A 21274-nucleotide genomic window follows, 5' to 3' on the forward strand; every position below is an offset into this window, starting at 1 on the left:
AGTTTTGCAAAGCCTGCTATCTGTATTAATATCTTGAAAACCATCATGGATTCATCACATTATTCCACTTCTGCCACCCTATGCGCGCAATGTGGCCTAGAACCCGAAAGCAGCCGAATCGATACCGCCACACTATACCGCCCCCGATGCCAACCCCGCCTTTAGCCACCCGAAAGCCCAGCTGATGTCTTTTTTCAAGCCCCTTTTGTTCACCTTATTACTTGCCGCCAGCCCGTTTGCCGCGGCTTGTGCGCCCGACAATCCCGTCAAGCTCGGCGCGCTCGACTGGGAAAGCGGGCAGTTCACCACCGCCGTCTTAAACACCATCTTGCGCGACGGCTACGGCTGTGCCACCGAAAGCGTGCCCGGTACGACTACCGCTTTGGAAACCGCGCTGGCGCAAAACGACATTCAGATTATTGCCGAACAATGGGTCGGCCGTTCGCCGGTGATGCAGAAAGCCGTCGACGAAAAGAAAGCCGCCGTTATCGGCGACACGCTCAAAGGCGGTGCGCAGCAGGGCTGGTATGTGCCTGATTATGTGAAACAGGCACACCCCGATTTAAAGAGCATGGCCGACCTACCCCGCTTCAAAGATTTGTTCCCCGACCCCGAATCGCCGCAAAAGGCACGCTTTCTCAACTGCCCTACCGGATGGACGTGTGAAGTCTTCAACACCCGCCTGCTCGACACCACCGGCCTCAACCGCAATTTCAATAACGTCCGCCCCGGTACCGGCGCGGCTTTGGATGCCGCCATTTCGTCTGCCTACGAACAGAAAAAACCGATTTTGTTTTACTACTGGCAACCCACCGGCCTGATGGCGAAATACCGTTTCGAGCCGCTGGACTTTCCCGAATACAATGCCGCCTGTTGGGAAACCCTGCTGCAAGCCGACAGCAGCAATCAATGCGTATCGGGCTTTCCCGTGTCCAAACTCGCCGTTGCCGTGTCCACCCCGTTTCAGACGGCCCACCCCGAACTCGCCGCCATGATCGAACGGCTGCAATTCGAGCCGGATATGCTCAACCGCACCATTCTCGAAATGTCGGAAAACAAACGCAGCGGCGAAGCCCAAGCCAAGCTGTTTTTGCAGCAGCATCCCGAAGTATGGCAGCAATGGGTTTCCGAAGAAGCCGCAGGCCGTCTGAAAGCCAAACTCGATATCCAATCGGCCGAGAGTAACGGCATTTTCCGCGTATGGTCGGTTTCAGACGGCCTCAACCGTTCGCTCAAGCAAACCGTGCAAAACCACGGCGACACTTTGCGCCAAGCCAGCGATGCCACACTCGCCCTGCTGCTGCCGCTCGAACGCCTGCTGCAAGCCCTGCCCGCGTGGTTGGTGTTGCTGCTCACCGGCATAGTGGGCTGGCACGCCACGCGCAAATGGTGGTTCGCCGCCTTGTGCATCGGCGGTTTCTACGTAATCGGTTCGTTCGGCCTGTGGGCGGCACTGATGCAGACGCTCGCGCTGCTGGCCGCTTCGGTATTGCTCACCGTGATCATCGGCATTCCCGTCGGCATCTTCACCGCCTACCGCCCGCGCCTCTACAAACTGCTCTCGCCTGCGCTCGACGTGATGCAGACCATGCCGAGCTTTGTATATCTGATTCCCGTGCTGATGCTGTTCGGCATCGGCAAAGTACCGGCGCTGTTCGCCACCGTGGTGTACGCCCTCGCCCCGCTTATCCGCCTCACCGCCCTCGGCATCCGCCAAGTCAGTCCGCAGATGATTGAAGCCGCCATCGCATTCGGCAGCAACCGCTGGCAACTGCTGAAGTGGGTGCTGCTGCCGCAAGCCAAGCCCAGCATCATGGCAGGTGTGAACCAAGCCGTGATGATGTCGCTCGGCATGGTGGTGCTGGCCTCCATGATCGGCGCGCGCGGGCTGGGCGAATACGTGCTGCAAGCCGTACAAACGCTCAACATCGGCCAAGGCGTGGAAGCCGGTGCCGCCATCGTGATTCTAGCGATTATCATCGACCGCATTACACAGGCTTACGGCTGCGGCGGTAAAGATAAGCAGTCATAATCATACTCAGCCGCTACAATACGCGACAAAACGTATGTAGCGAATAAACTTTTTCTGCTACGGCGTTGCCGCACCTTATCGCAGTAAAATTGAGTTGAATACTATATATTGAGCATCCAACAGGCCGTCTGAATAACTGCTGTTGTTTTTCAGACGGCACGGTATGAGACCTTTGTCAAAACCTTCAGAATAGAAACGGGTTTTGTTTGACAATCAAACAAAACCCGTTTTGAAATCACACCCACTAGAGAGCGTATCGGAAAAAATACATTTCAATTCGCTCTATTCATACTATTTATTTACTCAAATAGCCTTTATATATGGCAATCACGATAGCTGCTTGGAGTTTGTTCCACTCAAGAGGAATCACAAAAGACCGCCCCTCACGCGGCAGCATGATTTCATCGGGAGCACCTCTAATCACAATCGGCACAGAAATTTCAAAATTTTCTCCAAATTCACTGCGCGCGTTTCCTGCAATCGTATTTGCCACTTCTCCTACGAGATCCATAATATTGGCTTCGCAAACATCACCCTCACCCATAAGCTCCAGCAGCCGCTGCGCCATGCTGGCCGGTGAGGTAAAGTAAACGACACCCCTATTATTGCCTGAAATGGCAATCACTCCGGAATAATGTTTTGCTGCAGGCATAACATTATCAACAAGATACGGCGTACCCACGAAGATTTCTTCTCCCGCGACTTGGCTGAAATACTTCTGCACGCCTTCTAAAAATACTTGAAGTTGTTTTTCTTTCATTTTTGCAATCCTTCTGCCAGTTCTTCAAGTGCCTCAAATAAATCTTCATCGGTAAAAGGCTTGTAAATAAAGCCTCTCGCACCATACTCCAAAGCTTTGATACCGGTCGCCTTATCGGCCAAAGCCGAAATCACCAGAATATTGGCGTTCTCGTCTAAATCGATGATGTGGCGGATACAGGCCAAACCATCCATCTCCGGCATGGTTAAATCCATCGTTACCATATCCGGCTTCAATACATCATATAACTGAACCGCATCTTTTCCGTTTGCCGCAGTAGCCACTACCTCGAAACCCCTGTTTTCAGAGCTGCGCGTAATGCGGTTACGGATGATATTGGAATCATCAACGACCATAATAGTAAGCATCATTTTCCCTTTTTAAATGTTGACGTTTTAAATTATTTCGGTACGGTTAACGTAATGCATGTATAAGCACCGGCTCGGGTAGCAATGGATACTTTGCCTTTCATTTGTTTGATCCGCTCACTAACAATATCCATACCCACACCTCTGCCTGCATCTTCATTATTTTCTAGCGCTGTTGAAAAACCGGGAGCAAATATTTTTTGAATAAGCGCCCTTTTGTCTAACTGAGCAGCTTCTTCTTGAGAATATTGACCTTTTTCAACCAGTTTTCTGCGAATCAATTCAACATTAATACCTGAACCGTCATCCTGTACTGTAAGGCAAACCGAATCTTTTTTATCTTCCAAAACCAAACGGAGATGCCCGGATTCCAGTTTGTGGTTTTTCAAGCGAACATCCGGTTTTTCAATCCCGTGAACAACAGCATTTCTTAATAATTGTACGGCCAGCTCCCTAAGTTGGCTTTTAATGGTCATGTTGATACCGGGTTCATCCATACCTTCACAGTGAAAATCCAATTTTTTTCCATTTCGTTCCGCCAACTCTCCCACATATTTGCCCAATTGTTTAGCCACTGAATCGGTAATTTTTGATTGGCGGCCTGCATGGTGGGCAGTTTTTCGGCCATGCTCGGATGACGTTTTATTAATCCTGCTGTTTAAATCTTCAATCATTTGCGTCAGGCTGAACAGCTCTTCCAATAAAACCGTGAGCGTTAAAAAGTCTTCGCCATTCAATACTTTTCTGTTTTGCAGCTCTTTTAAATTGTCTTCCGATCTTTCCGCAATAGCCACAAAACCATGAAGACTTAAAGAGCTGGCATCTCCCTTCATGCCGTGAACTTCCCTAAAGATAGCTTCAAGTTTGCGCAGAAAATCTTCCTGTGTTTTCGCAGAACGTTTCAATATCTCATTGATATTGTTATTTCGCTTTTTAGCAGTTTCAATAAAATCAAGCAGTAACTTGGGATCGGCATTTAAAATGAAAAACAGCATTTCGGTTTGCAAATCACTTTGTTTGCGCTCTTTTGAAATTTTTTCTGCCAACAAAACGGAATTGGTTTCATCGCTAACATTAACCAATACGCGTGCAATTTCTTTATTCTGATACACCCTGTTAAATTTGAAATCCAAATAGCGGGTTTCTTTCATACCTGCGCGATTGGTCACAACCATAGGACAACGCACAAACGGGTTCAAACTGCCTATCAGTTTTTCTTTAACCCTCGGATTGTATAGCTGGCGGATAAAACTGCTGGCAGTTTCCAAATCCTTAGGGCTTTCCACCATATCTGATAGAATATTGAGCATATTTTGTCCGCCAAAATTTTTTTTGCCCCATAAATTCTCTAATTCTTTAGAGTATTGAGTACCGATGTTCAAATCTTTATCCAGCAGAAACAGGCCGCTATTGATTGTCTGTAAAATTTCCTCATTTTCACGTCTGGCCACAGCAATTTCACGATCAGATTTTTCCAAACGGCGAACAAAGAAGCTTATAAAGAATAGAAAATACAACAGCGATAATCCGATACCGGCTATTTGAACGGCTTTTAAATTTACCGCCTTCTCCACAATTTCTTCATTCAGACCGACAATAATTTCATCAATGCTGTTATACAATGTTTCTTGATTGGCCAAAGCAAACTGAGTAACTTCATGGGCAAATTGGACATTTTGACCCGACTCAATAGGATGGTTTATTGTTTTACGCAGCAATATTTGATAGTTTTGCCAAATATCCTGCACTTTGGATAAAGATGCCCGAGTAACATCAGACTCCAAAGCCTGAATGCTGTCAAAACTTTCTACGATAGTGTAAGCCCCCCCTTTTTCCAACACCTTGATTAAGCCATATGCTGTTTCATAAGAGCTTTGTAAAGCTTGCTGTTTTTGAAGCTGAATTGAAATATATTCCTGATTGTTGGCATGCCAGCCTTTCTCAGACTGGATTACTCCATTTGTTTGATTATTTTTATTTTGAATCAGATCTTGCTCTAAATTTTTAATCCGCAACGATTCAACGGTTACCAACATATCGTAGAAAGTATCACTTAACGTACCCGCTGCATCAATTTGAGCCTGATTTTTTTCAATGTCCACAGATATGCTATAGGCGTAATACATTAAGCCTGAAACCAAGGTTAAAAAAATGGCAATTGACGCAGTAATATTACGATAACGCTTTCTTAATAAAGCATCCTGCATGTGTGTGTGTTTTTCATCATGACTTTCCGTACTCATAACGTCCCCTTATTTATGTACTAAATCATATTTAATTTTCTATTTTTATTGAGAAAATTTTAAAATAAATAACTATAAATATTATATTTATGTTAAATATCACAGTTAAATATACCAAATAAATCGAATTATCACATTAGCAATGTCATATTTTTAAAACATATAAATGTCTAAATCGCTTCAAAGGAGCCTATACTTATTGTTTACAACAACTTACAAAAGCATCAAATGTTGCAAAATAAAAACAATTCATAACTATTCTTTACATTAAGCCGCAGAATATGGAGCTATTTGATATTTGATTCCAACCTGTACTGAAAGCTACACGATAACTGCAGTGAATCAAGCCAAAAGTCCACATACGTCATCATTAGGACTGACCTTAGGGCTGTTGACCGCTTTAGCGACTTATGCAATCGTTTTCTTGGAGCTCAGGCGCAGCAACGTCGTAGTGAAAGTTAAGTGGATTGACTATTTATAAAAAATTTCATCAGAAAAACAAAAAGCCCGAGAATATAATTCTCGGGCTTTTATACAATTTAACCAAATATGAATAGGTTATTGAACTTTGATCTCTACATCAACACCTGCAGGCAGGTCAAGCTTCATCAAAGCATCTGTAGTTTTATCTGTCCAATCAACAATATCCATTAAGCGTAAATGGGTACGGATTTCCAATTGTTCACGTGAAGTTTTGTTCACATGAGGAGAGCGCAAAATGTTAAAACGTTCAATTTTGGTCGGCAAAGGAATCGGACCTTTAACAACAGCGCCAGTACGCTTAGCAGTTTCCACAATTTCTTGAGCAGAACGGTCGATTAAACTGTAGTCATATGCTTTTAAACGGATACGGATTTTTTGATTTGCCATTGATCTATATCCTTCCAATTAAGCAATGATAGAAGACACTACGCCTGCACCAACTGTACGGCCGCCTTCACGAATCGCAAAACGCAAACCTTCTTCCATCGCAATCGGAGCAATCAGCTCTACAGTAATGGTCACATTCTCACCGGGCATTACCATTTCAACACCTTCCTCCAAAGTTACCGCTCCGGTAACGTCGGTAGTACGGAAGTAGAACTGAGGACGGTAGTTGGCGAAGAACGGAGTATGGCGACCACCCTCTTCTTTGCTCAATACGTATACTTCAGCTTTGAATTTGGTGTGCGGAGTGATAGAACCCGGTTTAGCCAATACTTGACCACGCTCAACTTCTTCACGCTTGGTACCGCGCAGCAGTACGCCAACGTTGTCACCTGCCTGACCTTGATCCAACAACTTGCGGAACATCTCAACACCGGTACAGGTGGTTTTTTGAGTCTCTTTCAAGCCTACGATTTCAATCTCGTCACCTACATTGATGATACCGCGCTCTACACGACCGGTTACTACTGTACCGCGGCCTGAAATAGAGAACACGTCTTCAATCGGCAACAAGAAAGGTTTGTCAACTGCACGCTCAGGAGTCGGAATGTAGCTGTCCAAAGCAGCGGCCAGTTCAAAGATTTTTTCTTTGTAAGCGGCATCACCTTCCAAAGCACGCAGAGCAGAACCTTGTACGATCGGGCAATCGTCACCCGGGAAGTCGTAGCTGCTCAACAGGTCGCGGATTTCCATCTCAACCAGTTCCAACAGCTCGGCATCATCAACCATGTCGCATTTGTTCATGAATACGATGATGTAAGGTACGCCTACTTGGCGTGCCAACAGGATGTGCTCACGGGTTTGGGGCATAGGACCGTCAGCAGCGGAACATACCAAGATGGCACCGTCCATTTGAGCGGCACCGGTAATCATGTTTTTAACGTAGTCGGCGTGACCCGGGCAGTCTACGTGTGCGTAGTGGCGGGTTTCGGTTTCGTATTCAACGTGGGAAGTATTAATGGTAATACCGCGGGCTTTTTCTTCCGGGGCATTGTCGATTTGATCGTAGCCTTTAGCCTGACCGCCGAATTTTTCGGCCAAAATGGTGGTCAATGCTGCAGTCAAAGTGGTTTTACCATGGTCAACGTGACCGATGGTGCCAACGTTTACGTGCGGTTTGCTCCGCTCGAATTTCTCTTTAGCCATGAGCTAATTCCTTTTATATTAAAGAACAATTAAAGAACAGGATTATAGCCGTCTGAAAATTTCAGACGGCCTTTTTGCAGATTAACCTTTGCGAGCCGCAGTTACTTCGGCAGCAACATGGGCAGGAGCTTCTGCATACTTCTTAAACTCCATAGAATATGTGGCACGTCCCTGAGTGGCAGAACGCAAATCGGTAGAATAGCCGAACATTTCCGCTAAAGGAACTTCAGCACGGACTTTCTTGCCACCGATGCCATCATCATCCATACCCAACACAATACCGCGACGGCGGTTCAAGTCACCCATTACGTCCCCCATATATTCTTCCGGAGTCTCGACTTCAACAGCCATAATGGGTTCCAGAAGAACAGGAGAAGCTTTCTTCATACCTTCTTTGAAGGCCATAGAAGCAGCCAACTCGAACGCAATTTGAGATGAGTCTACATCATGATAAGAACCGAAAATCAAACGTACACGCACATCCACAACAGGATAGCCGGCTACAATACCGTTTGGCAAAGTATCACGAATACCTTTATCGCAAGACGGGATAAACTCACGAGGAATCACACCACCTTTAATTTCATCGATAAATTCGTAACCTACGCCACCCGGTTCCAAAGGTTCCATCTTAATCACAACGTGACCATATTGACCTTTACCACCCGACTGCTTAACGTGTTTAGCTTCAGATTCAACTTCCTTGCGGATAGTTTCGCGATAAGCAACTTGAGGTGCACCGACATTAGCCTCTACACCAAATTCACGTTTCATGCGGTCAACAATAATTTCCAAGTGCAACTCGCCCATACCCGAAATAATTGTTTGACCAGACTCTTCATCTGTGCGAACACGGAAAGACGGGTCTTCTTTAGCCAAACGGTTCAAAGCAATACCCATTTTTTCTTGGTCTGCTTTGGTTTTCGGTTCAACAGCAACGTGGATTACTGGTTCCGGAAACTCCATACGCTCCAAGATAATCGGAGAATCTTCTGCACAAAGGGTTTCACCGGTTGTTACATCTTTCAAACCGATAGCTGCCGCAATATCACCAGCACGCACTTCTTCGATTTCAGTACGGTCTGCCGCAGTCATTTGAACCAAACGGCCAATACGCTCACGGGTACCTTTTACCGAGTTGACTACAGTATCACCTGATTTCACAACACCGGAATAAACGCGGATAAAAGTTAATTGACCAACATACTTATCGTTAAGCATTTTAAATGCCAAAGCTGAAAATTTAGCATCATCGCTTGCTTCCCTGCTATCTTTTTCACCGCTGGGTGTTTCACCTTGAACGGGCGGAATATCGGTTGGAGAAGGTAAAAATTCCACTACCGCATCCAGCATGCGTTGAACGCCTTTATTTTTAAAAGCTGAACCACACAACATGGGTTGGATTTCACCAGCCAAAGTACGCTGACGGATAGCAGCAACGATTTCTTCCTCAGTCAATTCTTCGCCACCAAGATATTTATCCATCAACTCTTCGCTGGCCTCTGCTGCAGCTTCAACCATGTTGTTGCGCCATTCTTCAGCAGTTGCTACCAAATCAGCGGGGATTTCACCATATTCGAAAGTAGTACCTTTATCGGCCTCGTTCCAAATAATGGCTTTCATTTTCAGCAAATCCACAACACCTTCAAAGTTATCCTCAGCACCTACCGGGATAACAACAGGTACAGGGTTGGCGCGCAAACGAGTGCGCATTTGCTCAACCACTCGGAAGAAGTTAGCACCTTGACGGTCCATTTTGTTTACAAAAGCCAAACGCGGCACTTTGTATTTATTCGCTTGGCGCCATACAGTTTCAGACTGCGGCTGAACGCCACCTACCGCACAGTAAACCATTACCGCACCATCCAAAACACGCATGGAGCGCTCTACTTCAACGGTAAAGTCAACGTGTCCCGGGGTATCGATGATGTTAAAACGGTGTTCTTTAAACTGGCCGGCCATACCCTTCCAGTAAGAAGTTACGGCTGCTGAAGTAATCGTAATACCGCGCTCTTGTTCTTGTTCCATGTAGTCGGTTGTAGCCGCACCATCATGAACCTCACCCAATTTGTGGGTTAAGCCTGTATAGAAAAGAATACGTTCGGTTGTTGTCGTTTTACCTGCATCAATGTGTGCAGAAATACCGATATTGCGGTATAAACTAATAGGGGTTTTACGAGCCATTTTGGTCGCCTTTCTAAATTTGGATTAGAAACGGAAATGAGAGAATGCTTTATTGGCTTCAGCCATGCGGTGTACTTCTTCACGTTTCTTCATCGCGCCGCCACGACCTTCAGATGCGTCGATCAATTCACCGGCCAAACGCAGATCCATTGATTTCTCACCACGTTTGCGGGCTGCATCACGCACCCAGCGCATTGCCAAAGCCAAGCGGCGTGAAGGACGAACTTCAACAGGAACTTGGTAGTTGGCACCACCTACACGGCGGCTTTTTACTTCAACAACAGGTTTGGCATTGGCAATGGCTTCGTTAAATACTTCGATTGCTGCTTTGCCGGTTTTTTTCTCAACTTGCTCCAACGCACCGTAAACAATGCGCTCAGCAACTGATTTTTTACCGTCAATCATCAATACATTCATAAATTTAGTGAGTTCAACGCTGCCGAATTTCGGATCAGGCAATACGTCGCGCTTGGGAACTTCTCTACGTCTTGGCATTTTAATTCCTTAAATATCTATTCAGTTGGGTAATCCCATGAGTATCCAGCAGGATATTCACTTACTCGGCTGTTTGGCTAATGCAAATAACCGACGTGCCATCGGATCAGGTTATTTTGGGCGTTTGGCACCGTATTTAGAACGGGCTTGTTTACGGTCTTTAACGCCGGCGGTATCCAAAGAACCGCGAACGGTATGGTAACGAACACCCGGCAAGTCTTTTACACGACCGCCTCGAATCAGCACTACGCTGTGCTCTTGCAGGTTATGGCCTTCACCACCGATATATGAAATCACTTCAAAACCGTTGGTCAGACGAACTTTACATACTTTACGCAATGCAGAGTTCGGTTTTTTCGGAGTAGTAGTGTATACACGGGTGCATACGCCGCGTTTTTGCGGGCAAGCTTCCAGTGCAGGCACTTTGTTTACGTACACAGGCTTTTGACGGCCCTTGCGTACCAATTGATTGATAGTTGGCATATTTTCTCGTCCTGTTGAGTGAAATACTTAACGACACCATGTCGATAAGAGCGGAATTATATTTCCAATGCAAACACTTAGTCAAGCCAACCCGATTGAAAGTTACTCGGCGCTCAGATTTTATACATCAAAACAACAATTACACCTTATTAAGTTAAAAAAACAAGCATCCCCCCGATACGATACCGATTCTAATTTTAATAATAATACAATTGACATTGATAAAAAAAGAGCCTGCATTTGCAGGCTCTTTTCAATCCAATCAATATGATTAGAATTTGTGACGTACACCAACCAGACCGGCAGTGTTTTGGATTTTGTCGTCACCATTACCAGCTTTCAACCAACCGGCAGAAACCATAGCGGTAGTGCGTTTAGAGAAGTCGTAATCCGCACCTACTACTACTTGGTGGTAGCGAGTGTTATCGATTTTTTTACCAGTGTTTACATCTTTAGCTTTAAAACCATGAGCATAAGACAAGCGAGGAGTTACATTACCAAAACGGTAGGCTACAGTCGCAGCCAATTCTTGTGTTTCCAAACGACGAGCTTTAGCATCGTCAACAGCCTTTTTATCATCAGGAGTTAATTTATTGAAATCATCAGCTGATACATTAGTTGCACCATTGCTTAGCGCACCTAAATAAGAATATTCACTGTCAAAATAAGAATATTCACTGTCAACACCTTTGGCAAATTGGTAACCCAAACCTGCAAACAGATTATTGGCATCGTAACCAGCTTCTACACGGTGAACTTGACCAGCTTTATCTTTACCATTTTTAGAATAAGCATTTTTGTGGAATGCAGTACCGTACTGAGCAAAGAAGCCGGCATTTTCGTAGTTCAAACCACCATAGTAAGCTTCTTTTGATTTTTGTTTGTGGGTATATTTATCATCAGGATTAGCATTATCGCGAGGAGTATATTGCACGTTTGCGCTAAAGCCAGCAAATACAGGGCTATCGTAACGAGCGGAAACTACGCGATCACCGGTACGGGTAAACACGCCCAAGCCTAAAGTGTTGTTGTTGTATTCCCAAGGATCAATGGTACCCATGTCTTTCAATTGGGTATTCAATTTACCGGCGCGGAATTTACCGAAGCCGCCTTCCAAACCGATAAACGATTCGCGACCGGCCCATTCACCGCCACCGGCAACGCTTACTTTGTTTTCAACTTGCCAAATAGCGTTCAGGTTAGAACCCAAGTGCTCATGACCTTTGAAACCGATACGAGAGCCTAAATCGGCAATCTCTGTCGCAGTTTTTCTGCGTTGTTTATCATCACCAGAACCTACTTTTACTTTAGAAATTTCAACACCAGCTTTGATTTGGCCGTACAAAGTTACGTCAGCCATTGCTGCAACAGGCAGAGCAGCCAAAGACAAGGCAATCAGAGATTTTTTCATTGCTGTATTCCTTTTCTATCATTTAAGAAAACAAACTCAAATGGGTTATGAAGCCATCCAAGCTTATGCATTCATCGCGGGGTAAGCGATTTCATGCCTGCTAATATAATTGCTTCGTTGCAAAAAAACAAACTTTATCGGCTTTCGGAAGCTTTCGGGTTTGCAGATTGTGTGTGCTTTAACCCACAACTTTATTTTATTTCTTTTTAAATCATTTGGATACATCTTACCTTTCAAAAATTGGCACATTTGCAACAAATTGTCAGGTTATGTTGTTTTTCGGCACCGCGTATCGTTTTATGAGATGAGATGTTATCTGGGAAACTGCATTTGAAGCCGTTGGCAGAGTTCCATAACGGTTATTGAAAGCCAAACGGCGGGCGGAATATATAATCCGCCCTTATTCAAGCTTACTTGATTCTTGATTTAAGGATTGGGTTTTCAGACGGCCTCAACGATGTTGTGTTCCCGTCCGATTTGAGCCGCCGGATATTATGTTTATTTGAGAAACTGTTCGGGATTAACAGCTTTGCCGTTAATCCGCACTTCAAAATGAAGCTTAACGCGGTCGGTATCTGTGCTACCCATTGTTGCAATGGTTTGCCCTGCTTGAACAAGCTGGCCTTTCTGTACGGCGAAGCTATCATTGTGAGCATAGGCTGTAATGGTGCTGCTGTTGTGGCTGATCAATACCATTTTGCCGTAACCCCTGACCTCTTCACCTGCATACAGCACTTTTCCTGCCGCCGCTGCACGAACTGGACTGCCTAACCGGCCTGCGATATCGATGCCCTTATTGGTGCTGCCGTTATAGCGTTCGATGATGTTTGCGCTACCGTCACTAACGGGCCATTGCAAGCTTAGGCGGTTGGTGGGGGCTACTGTTACTGTGCGCGCCTCTCTCAAGCCGGTTTGCGAACGGTTTCCGGTTGGCCGAACTTTAAGCACTTGCCCGACTTCAATCTTGGTCGGGTCTTTCAGGCTGTTCCAAGCGGCGAGTGTATGTACGCTCTGACCGAATCTTTGGCCGATACGGTACAGTGTATCGCCACTCTGAACTCTGTAATACCCTTCGGGAACCGGGCCGCTGGAAGAAGAGGCTGCGCAGGCTGCGAGCGTTAATACCGCGGCAATCGGTGAAACTTTTTTAAATAAACTGGAGAATAGTGTGTTCGTTTTCATAGGCGTAAGCATAACAAATTTGGCTTGCTACAAAAATTTTCAGACGGCCTTTATATAAAGGCTTTACTTTTTTTTACTGCCAATATCGGCTGTTTTTGCCGATTATGCTTGAAAGAGATTGAAGTAATCTTTATTTTACTGGGGTTATGTTTTAGTGGGCACGGCGGCGGTTGCGGTATTCGGCTATGAAAGGGAATATTTGATTTTGATATGGTGGTTTGAATGTGTTTTAAGATTCCGCTTTGCTGCCGTTTTTCTCATTAAGCGTTCCGCTTTATCGCTCACAGCATCCCCACTAAAAAGTTCACACAAGCGGATGATTTGGTTAAGGAGCCAATGTAATGCACTTTTTCGGTATCGGTTTTTTGGTGCTTTTATTTTTAGAAATCATGTCTATCGTATGGGTGGCCGATTGGCTCGGCGGCGGATGGACATTTTTATTGATGATTCTGAGCTTTGCCGGCGGTGTGATGATGCTCCGCCATACAGGTATTTCCGGCGTATTGATGGCCGGTGCTACCATGCGCAGCGGTAAAGGGATTTCTCTGTACCAAATGTTGTGGCCTATCCGCTATACGGTTGCGGCGTTGCTGTTGATGAGCCCGGGTTTTGTTTCTCTGGCGATTGCTTTGATTTTGCTGTTGCCGATTAAAGGCAAACCGATTGCCCACATGGAGCACTTTCAAACCGGGCAGAATCCTTTCCAATATCCGCCAAAGCAGCATCCCAAAGGAGATATTATAGAAGGTGAATATACGGTTACCAGGCCGTCTGAAGAAGACAAACAGAACTACATTGAACACAAACCTGATTAAACTGTTTGCGTATTTGTATTTATAGAGAAAAGCCTTGTTTGGGTTATTCACCTAAAACACGGGCTTTTTTATTTTATATATCAGATTGCTCTGTTATGCTGTTTTATCTTTATCAAATAGTTATCTTATTACTTTGCCTCTGCATTTATATATACCGCCACGATGACGATGCCTTCTGACGACATGCCCTAAAATAGTCGCTCAGCTTCAAGCCAAGCAATGCTATACTTCTTGATTATTTTTCTTTAGAAGGCCGTCTGAAACAGACCCATCCTGATTATGAGCAGAATCCAACAGACTTTCCATGCACTTGGCCATCAAAAAGCCCTGATACCTTATATTACCGTTGGCGATCCCAATATTGAAACCACACTCGATGTGATGCACAGTATGGTTTCAAACGGTGCCGACATTATCGAACTGGGCGTTCCATTTTCAGACCCTATGGCAGACGGCCCCACCATCCAACGTGCGGCAGAACGTGCTTTGGCAAACAAAGTATCTTTAAAAGACGTTTTGGCTTTGGTACGCGAGTTCCGTCAAAAAAACACCACAACCCCAGTAATCTTAATGGGTTATCTTAACCCCATACACAAAATGGGCTATGAAGAATTTGCGCGTGCGGCTGCCGAATCCGGCGTTGACGGCGTGTTAACCGTAGATTCTCCCGTAGAAACCATCGGTACGCTGCATCATGCTTTAAAACAGAACGGCTTGGATTGTATTTTTCTGACCGCACCAACTACCAGTGAAGAGCGCATGGCAGAAATCGGCCGTTTGGCCAGCGGATTTGTTTACTACGTTTCGCTGAAAGGTGTAACCGGTTCGACAAAATTGGACACAGACGAAGTGGCTGCAAAAATCGCCGTGTTGCGCCAATATATCAACATACCTATCGGAGTGGGTTTCGGCATTTCGGATGCAGACAGTGCCCGTAAAATCGCCGCCGTTGCCGACGCTGTGATTGTAGGCAGCCGCATTGTGAAAGAAATCGAAAACAATCCCGGCAAAGAAGCCGAATCTGTCGGAACCTTGATCCGCACTTTGAAAGCAGCCATTTAGATTTTTTACTCTGAATATTTAAAATCAGGTAAAAAATCAGTTGCCAAGCTTTTCACGGCTGGCTATATTCATCGTTTCATACGTAAAAACTGCTTGGGCATTTACCCGATGCCGAAAATTATTCAATTGCCATCCGATTCAGACCAGTAAGGGCTGATGCTGTGTGTGAAACACGCCGGCAACAAAATCTATTTTGTTATAAAACGCTCTATTGCAAGAAAAGTGCATATTCCACCGCGCAACTAAAGAATATGCCGATACAGCGGTTGATTTAGGCCGTCTGAAAACAACAAAGGAACTTACACATGAGTTGGTTAGATAAAATCCTGCCACCCAAAATCAAACGTGCAGACAAAAACGAATCAAGCGTGCCGGAAGGTTTATGGCACAAATGCCCGTCTTGTTCCGCAACACTCTATTCCACCGATTTACAGCAAAATCTCCACGTTTGCCCCAAATGCAACCACCACAATGCGCTATCCGCACGCGAACGCTTAAACCTATTATTAGATGAAAACGGTCGTGAAGAAATCGGCGCTCATGTTAAACCTACCGATATTCTGAAATTTAAAGACAGCAAAAAATATCCCGAGCGCCTAACCGCCGCACGCAAGATAACCGGCGAAGACGATGCTTTGGTGGTTATGAAGGGCACGCTCAACGGTTTGCCCGTAGTGGTTGCCGCTTTCGAATTCCGCTTTATCGGCGGTTCTATGGGTTCGGTTGTAGGTGAGCGTTTCGTACAAGGCGTTCGCCGTGCCGTGGCAGACAACTGCTCATTCATCTGCGTTGCCGCCTCAGGCGGAGCACGCATGCAGGAAGGTTTGAACTCGTTAATGCAGATGACTAAAACCAGCGCATCGTTGCATTTGCTGGCAGAAAAAAAACTGCCGTTTATCTCGGTACTCACCGACCCGACCATGGGCGGCGTATCGGCTAGCTTTGCCTTTCTCGGCGATATAGTGCTGGCAGAACCGAACGCGCTTATCGGCTTTGCCGGCCCACGCGTAATTGAACAGACCGTGCGCGAAACCTTACCCGAGGGCTTCCAACGTGCCGAGTTTCTTTTGGAAAAAGGTGCAATCGACCAAATCGTCGACCGTAGGGAAATGAAGCAAAGCATTGCCGCTCTGATTACTTTACTGCGCCGCCAAGACGCCGTGAGCGCGGCATAACACATATAATAAACTTAATATATTGTGCTATTCTGACTAAAGGCCGTCTGAAAGTGTTTTTCAGACGGCCTTTTGTTATGCGATAATTACGCACATCAACCAGCGCAGAACCGCTTTTATACAACTTAGCTTTTACCGCGGCGTTGCTGCGCTTTGCCGTATTACACTCATACTGCCTGCAGTTAAAAATAAGTTTATTTGCTATATATGTTTATCTTCACTGCCGCACCGCTTCTTTCGGCTGCCTCTGCCGCAGCGGTTCTGCTGTTTCTCAAACATTGTGCCCGTATTTCCAGCGGGCTTTTTTATGGAAAAAGGAAATACAATGCCTAATTTGCTTTATCGTCAGAATGTGATTTCCATCTCCGATTTAAGTACGCCGCAACTTGAGCTTTTATTGCACACCGCGCTTCAACTCAAAAACGAACCGCGCACGGATTTACTTAAAGGCAAACTGATCGGCTCATGCTTTTTCGAGCCTTCAACCCGAACACGTTTATCGTTTGAAACCGCCGTACAACGGCTGGGAGGAAAAGTGATCGGTTTTGCAGACGGCGCCAACACCAGCGCAAAAAAAGGGGAAACTTTGGCCGACACGGCCAGAATTATTTCCAGCTACACCGATGCAATCATCCAACGCCATCCCAAAGACGGCGCAGCCCGCGTATTGGCTGAATTTTCAAGCGTACCCGTTATTAATGCGGGCGACGGCACCAACCAACACCCAAGCCAAACGCTGTTAGACCTGGTTACGATTTACGAAACACAAGGCCGTCTGAATCATCTCAAAATCGCCATGTGCGGCGATTTAAAATACGGCCGGACAGTACATTCACTAGCTCAAGCCTTAAAACGCTGGGGTTGTGAATTTGCCTTTGTTTCTCCGCCCAGCTTAGCCATGCCTGCTTATATCACCGAAGAATTGGATGAAGCCGGTTGCAGTTACCACATTCTTCCCTCTTTGGAAGCCGCCATCGAATGGGCCGATATTTTATACATGACCCGCGTCCAAAGAGAGCGGTTTGACGAACAAGAATTTTCCAAAATACAGGGGAAATTCAATTTAGATGCTTCCATGCTTACCAACGCCAAAAGCAACTTGCGCATTCTCCACCCCCTTCCCCGCGTAGACGAGATCCATCCCGATGTCGACAGCACACCTTACGCATACTATTTTGAACAGGCAACCAACGGCGTTTATGCACGCATGGCTATTTTATCGTTGATTCTCAATGAAGAAGTTTAAGGAATAAGGCTATGGAAAAAAAACAATACAGCGTAGAAGCCATTGAAAACGGTACGGTCATCGACCATATTCCGGCAGGCAAAGGTTTAACCATACTCCGCCAATTCAAACTGCTGCACCCCGGTAATGCGGTTACGGTAGGTTTTAATCTGCCCAGCAAAAACCACGGCTGCAAAGACATCATCAAAATTTCAGGCATTCATTTAGATGAAAAAGAATCAAACCGTTTGGCTCTGTTCGCACCAGAAGCCACGGTGAATGTGATTGAGCATTTTCAGGTTGTTGAAAAGCGGCATTTGAGCCTACCCGACACCATCAGCGAGGTATTCCGATGCCCCAATCCCAACTGTGCCAGCCACGGCGAGCCGGTGAAAAGCCGCTTTTATGTAAAAACCAGCGGCGGGCAAACCAAACTCAAATGCCACTATTGCGAAAAAACTTATTCGCGTGAATTTGTTACAGAAGCATAATGTATGGGAACGCTCCGGCTGAGACCTTTGCAAACAGCCGGAGCATAAAAAAGCCTTCGTTTATCAACGAAGGCTTTTTATCGTGTTTACAATCAACAAACTGCTTATTTCAGTTTGGTTTCTTTGTAAATAACATGCTTGCGGGCTACCGGGTCAAATTTTTTGATTTCCAGTTTGCCGGGCATGGTGCGTTTGTTTTTGGTAGTGGTGTAGAAGTGGCCAGTACCTGCACTTGATTCCAGTTTGATTTTATCGCGCATTCCAGTATTCCTTAATCAAATATCTTTAAATTAAGCTTCGCCGCGGGCGCGCATTTCGGCCAATACAGCATCAATGCCTACTTTGTCGATGGTGCGCAATGCAGCATTGGATACGCGCAGGCGAACCCAGCGGTTTTCACTTTCTACCCAAAAACGACGTGATTGCAAGTTAGGCAAAAAACGACGTTTGGTTTTGTTGTTGGCGTGTGATACGTTATTGCCAGACATCGGGCGTTTACCGGTCACTTTGCAAACTCGTGCCATGGTTAGTCTCCAAACTTCTAAAATAGTAAAACGCGATTTATACCATAAAAAGCATTTGTGTTTCAAGCCGCTTTTTTGAATCATCGGCATTTTCGGTTTAATTTTCGTTACTTCTGTTGTGTAGAGCCGAATAATGATACTCAGGCCGTCTGAACCACACCTGCGGCCCGAGCTGTTTCGACTGTTTAATGGTTAATGGCGGAAATGACGCACGCCGGTCAACACCATAGCAATACCGTGCTCGTCTGCGGCGGCAAACACTTCTTCGTCCCGCATGGAGCCTCCGGGGTGGATAATGGCTTTGATACCTTGTTCGGCAATGACATCGACACCATCCCGGAACGGGAAGAAGGCATCAGATGCAGCACAGGCACCGTTCAGGTCAAAACCGCCGTCTTGTGCTTTACGCGCGGCAATGCGGGTGGAATCGACACGGCTCATCTGGCCGGCACCGATACCGTAGGTTTGGCCTCCTTTGCCGAATACGATGGCGTTCGATTTCACGAACTTGGCTACATTCCACACAAACATTAAATCCTGCCACTCTTGCTCGGTAGGTTGGCGTTTGGAAACCACTTTCAAATCGTCGCGCTTGATACGGTGGATATCGGGGGTTTGCACCAACAGCCCGCCGCCCACGCGTTTGAGTTCGAAACGGTTGGAACCGGCCAAAAGCGGCACTTCCAATACGCGCACATTTTTCTTGGCTGCAATGATTTCTTTAGCCTTATCGGTAAATTTAGGCGCCATCAGCACTTCAAGAAACTGGCCGGTTACGGCTTCTACGGTATCGGCATCCACTTCGCGGTTGAATGCGATAATGCCGCCGAACGCGCTGGTGGTATCGGTAGCAAACGCGAGCTTGTAGGCATTCAAGGTTGTATCGGCCACCGCTACACCGCAGGGATTGGCATGTTTCACAATCACGCATGCCGGCTGGTCGAAGGCTTTTACGGCTTCCCAAGCTGCATCGGCATCGGCAATATTGTTGTAAGACAACTCTTTGCCTTGAAGTTGGTTATAAGCAGAAAGGCTGCCCGCCGCAGGATAGGCGTCGCGGTAAAACGCCGCATGTTGGTGCGGGTTTTCGCCGTAACGCATTTCTTGAACTTTTACCCAGCTTTGGTTGAACTGGGTGGGAAACTCGCCTATTTCGGGTTCGCCCGATAATTTTTCATCCGACACACTGGTAAGGTAGTTGGAAATCATGCCGTCGTATTGGGCGGTATGGCTGAACGCTTTACGCGAGAGATTGAAGCGGGTTTTGTCGCTCAATGCGCCGTTGTTATGGTGCAATTCAGTGATAACGTCGTTGAAATCGGCGTTATCGGTCACAATCGCCACATGTTTCCAGTTTTTGGCGGCGGAGCGCACCATGGTCGGGCCGCCGATGTCGATGTTTTCGATTGCATCTTCCAGCGTGCAGCCGGGCTTGGCAATGGTTGCCGCAAACGGATAAAGATTCACGCATACCAAATCGATGTTGCCGATATCGTGCTCTTTCATTTTTTCGACATGCTCGTGCAAATCGCGGCGGCCGAGAATACCGCCGTGGATTTTAGGGTGCAGGGTTTTCACACGGCCGTCGAGCATTTCGGGAAAGCCGGTGTAGTCGGCCACTTCGATCACCGGCACGCCTGCGTCGGCCAGCATTTTGGCGGTGCCGCCGGTAGAAAGGATTTCAATACCGAGCGTATTGAGTGCTTGGGCAAATTCAATCACGCCTGTTTTGTCGGACAAGCTGATAAGGGCACGTTTCACGGTTGCCATTTCGGTTCCTTGTTTGGTTGATACATTGAGTCGAAAAAACATTCAAAATTAAAACAGTTTTTTTCAGACGGCCTGCTCCCGTCTTTTCGCGTGCAGGCCGTCTGAAACCTTACATTTGCCTATATCGGAACATGCGTTGATACTCACATGCCGCTTTTCAAAGCCTTGACCACGGCTTCGCCGCCTTTTCTGCCACCCACCAGTGAGTAGCAAATGTTTTTATGGGTGGTGTAATAAGTACCGGGGCTGCTGCCGCCCTCTTTTTTATCAAAATACGTTTTATTACCATACAGCTTGCGGCATTCGGGGTGGGTATTGTAAAACACCCTCATGACCGTGCAGTAATTCGTACCATCACATTCTGCCGCATCCCGCTTCATCGAATAATACACACCGGCCTCATTATCGACATGGAAGCCGCGCTGCAACGCCCAGCCGCGACTTTTCGCCAGCGGCGCCAGTGCGCGTTTGATTTGCTGCTCCAAGCGGACGTTTTTCTTACCACCCAAAGCTATAATTTCCATTTCTTTCCGCTCGCTGATTTTTCCTGCGGCAGAGGCAGAAACTGCGGCACATAACAAAACAGCGGCAACGCATGATTTTTTCATTTTGTTTCTCCTTACAGACATGGTTAAAACCGTATCGACGGCTCATGAAAACATGAGGCCGTCTGAAAACCTGAATGGCTTGTTTTCAGACGGCCTGATGCCTTTAACCCTCCAATAATCCGTGCTGCACCAGTTTTTTACGCAGGGTATTTCGGTTCAACCCCAATACGGCGGCGGCTTTGCTTTGGTTGCCGCCGCACTCTTCCATCACGCATTCGAGCAAAGGTTTTTCAACCTGATGCAATACCATATCGTAAACGGCGCAAGGAATTTCTCCATTCAAATCATGAAAATACTGTTTCAAGTTTTGCTCGATGCAGTGAGCAATATCGGGGATGTTCTGTTTCATAACGATGTCTTTATTTATTATTGA

Annotated in this window: 21 protein-coding genes; 6 read left to right on the forward strand and 15 right to left on the reverse strand. The window is 46.3% G+C overall.

Features of this window, described 5'->3' with window-relative positions; genetic code table 11:
- Nucleotides 1-205 precede the first annotated feature (205 nt).
- Nucleotides 206-2032, forward strand: a complete 1827-nt coding sequence (locus LVJ88_RS10325; protein WP_233127628.1) for a glycine betaine ABC transporter substrate-binding protein — start codon at nucleotides 206-208, stop codon at nucleotides 2030-2032.
- A gap of 295 nt (nucleotides 2033-2327) precedes the next feature.
- Here the strand turns inward: LVJ88_RS10325 and LVJ88_RS10330 are convergent, their stop codons facing one another.
- From LVJ88_RS10330 to LVJ88_RS10375, 10 genes are all read right to left on the reverse strand, one after another.
- Complete coding sequence (locus LVJ88_RS10330; protein WP_085418809.1) at nucleotides 2328-2792, reverse strand: chemotaxis protein CheX; 465 nt, start codon at nucleotides 2790-2792, stop codon at nucleotides 2328-2330.
- Complete coding sequence (locus tag LVJ88_RS10335; RefSeq protein WP_054599629.1) at nucleotides 2789-3163, reverse strand: response regulator; 375 nt, start codon at nucleotides 3161-3163, stop codon at nucleotides 2789-2791. Before LVJ88_RS10335 ends, LVJ88_RS10330 begins: the two co-directional genes overlap by 4 nt.
- Nucleotides 3164-3192: 29 nt before the next feature.
- On the reverse strand, nucleotides 3193-5403 hold the full coding sequence (locus LVJ88_RS10340; protein ID WP_085418808.1) for an ATP-binding protein: 2211 nt from the start codon (nucleotides 5401-5403) through the stop codon (nucleotides 3193-3195).
- A gap of 558 nt (nucleotides 5404-5961) precedes the next feature.
- On the reverse strand, nucleotides 5962-6273 hold the full coding sequence (gene rpsJ / locus LVJ88_RS10345) for a 30S ribosomal protein S10 (RefSeq protein WP_002642322.1): 312 nt from the start codon (nucleotides 6271-6273) through the stop codon (nucleotides 5962-5964).
- An 18-nt stretch (nucleotides 6274-6291) separates the two neighbouring features.
- Complete coding sequence (gene tuf / locus LVJ88_RS10350) at nucleotides 6292-7476, reverse strand: elongation factor Tu (RefSeq protein ID WP_085360440.1); 1185 nt, start codon at nucleotides 7474-7476, stop codon at nucleotides 6292-6294.
- A gap of 81 nt (nucleotides 7477-7557) precedes the next feature.
- The gene (fusA, locus tag LVJ88_RS10355) at nucleotides 7558-9660 is read right to left on the reverse strand and encodes an elongation factor G (RefSeq protein WP_054617455.1); all 2103 of its coding nucleotides are present in this window, start codon (nucleotides 9658-9660) and stop codon (nucleotides 7558-7560) included.
- Between the two features lie 24 nt (nucleotides 9661-9684).
- Nucleotides 9685-10155 carry a 30S ribosomal protein S7 gene (gene rpsG, locus LVJ88_RS10360; RefSeq protein ID WP_054617456.1) on the reverse strand — a complete coding sequence of 157 codons (471 nt, stop codon included), beginning with the start codon at nucleotides 10153-10155 and terminating at the stop codon, nucleotides 9685-9687.
- 111 nt (nucleotides 10156-10266) lie between these two features.
- Entirely contained in the window at nucleotides 10267-10638 is a 372-nt protein-coding gene (gene rpsL, locus LVJ88_RS10365) for a 30S ribosomal protein S12 (protein ID WP_002218431.1), read from the reverse strand.
- A 271-nt stretch (nucleotides 10639-10909) separates the two neighbouring features.
- Entirely contained in the window at nucleotides 10910-12049 is a 1140-nt protein-coding gene (gene porB / locus LVJ88_RS10370; protein WP_085418807.1) for a trimeric porin PorB, read from the reverse strand.
- A 498-nt stretch (nucleotides 12050-12547) separates the two neighbouring features.
- Complete coding sequence (locus LVJ88_RS10375) at nucleotides 12548-13231, reverse strand: peptidoglycan DD-metalloendopeptidase family protein (RefSeq protein ID WP_085418815.1); 684 nt, start codon at nucleotides 13229-13231, stop codon at nucleotides 12548-12550.
- Nucleotides 13232-13572: 341 nt separating this feature from the next.
- Here LVJ88_RS10375 and LVJ88_RS10380 point away from each other — a divergent pair, with 341 nt between their 5' ends.
- The 5 genes from LVJ88_RS10380 to pyrI all read left to right on the forward strand — a co-directional run bounded on the left by LVJ88_RS10380 (nucleotide 13573) and on the right by pyrI (nucleotide 17999).
- Nucleotides 13573-14046: an FxsA family protein gene (locus LVJ88_RS10380; protein ID WP_085418806.1), complete on the forward strand. Its 474-nt coding sequence runs from the start codon at nucleotides 13573-13575 to the stop codon at nucleotides 14044-14046.
- Nucleotides 14047-14325: 279 nt separating this feature from the next.
- The gene (gene trpA, locus LVJ88_RS10385; protein WP_085418805.1) at nucleotides 14326-15108 is read left to right on the forward strand and encodes a tryptophan synthase subunit alpha; all 783 of its coding nucleotides are present in this window, start codon (nucleotides 14326-14328) and stop codon (nucleotides 15106-15108) included.
- Nucleotides 15109-15413: 305 nt separating this feature from the next.
- On the forward strand, nucleotides 15414-16283 hold the full coding sequence (accD, locus tag LVJ88_RS10390) for an acetyl-CoA carboxylase, carboxyltransferase subunit beta (RefSeq protein WP_085418804.1): 870 nt from the start codon (nucleotides 15414-15416) through the stop codon (nucleotides 16281-16283).
- Between the two features lie 325 nt (nucleotides 16284-16608).
- Complete coding sequence (gene pyrB, locus LVJ88_RS10395) at nucleotides 16609-17529, forward strand: aspartate carbamoyltransferase (protein ID WP_054600611.1); 921 nt, start codon at nucleotides 16609-16611, stop codon at nucleotides 17527-17529.
- Between the two features lie 11 nt (nucleotides 17530-17540).
- Complete coding sequence (gene pyrI / locus LVJ88_RS10400; protein ID WP_054600610.1) at nucleotides 17541-17999, forward strand: aspartate carbamoyltransferase regulatory subunit; 459 nt, start codon at nucleotides 17541-17543, stop codon at nucleotides 17997-17999.
- A 104-nt stretch (nucleotides 18000-18103) separates the two neighbouring features.
- Here pyrI and rpmG read toward each other — a convergent pair whose 3' ends face one another.
- From rpmG to LVJ88_RS10425, 5 genes are all read right to left on the reverse strand, one after another.
- Complete coding sequence (rpmG, locus tag LVJ88_RS10405) at nucleotides 18104-18259, reverse strand: 50S ribosomal protein L33 (RefSeq protein ID WP_003684373.1); 156 nt, start codon at nucleotides 18257-18259, stop codon at nucleotides 18104-18106.
- A 30-nt stretch (nucleotides 18260-18289) separates the two neighbouring features.
- A complete protein-coding gene (gene rpmB / locus LVJ88_RS10410) occupies nucleotides 18290-18523 on the reverse strand; it encodes a 50S ribosomal protein L28 (RefSeq protein WP_054600617.1) in 234 nt (77 codons plus the stop codon).
- 192 nt (nucleotides 18524-18715) lie between these two features.
- A complete protein-coding gene (gene purH, locus LVJ88_RS10415) occupies nucleotides 18716-20293 on the reverse strand; it encodes a bifunctional phosphoribosylaminoimidazolecarboxamide formyltransferase/IMP cyclohydrolase (protein WP_085418803.1) in 1578 nt (525 codons plus the stop codon).
- 143 nt (nucleotides 20294-20436) lie between these two features.
- Nucleotides 20437-20901: a hypothetical protein gene (locus LVJ88_RS10420; protein ID WP_085356219.1), complete on the reverse strand. Its 465-nt coding sequence runs from the start codon at nucleotides 20899-20901 to the stop codon at nucleotides 20437-20439.
- A gap of 103 nt (nucleotides 20902-21004) precedes the next feature.
- On the reverse strand, nucleotides 21005-21250 hold the full coding sequence (locus LVJ88_RS10425) for a Fis family transcriptional regulator (protein ID WP_054600607.1): 246 nt from the start codon (nucleotides 21248-21250) through the stop codon (nucleotides 21005-21007).
- Between the last annotated feature and the right edge of the window lie 24 nt (nucleotides 21251-21274).

It is taken from the genome of Neisseria dumasiana (assembly GCF_022870885.1).
GTDB classification, from domain to species: Bacteria; Pseudomonadota; Gammaproteobacteria; order Burkholderiales; family Neisseriaceae; genus Neisseria; species Neisseria dumasiana.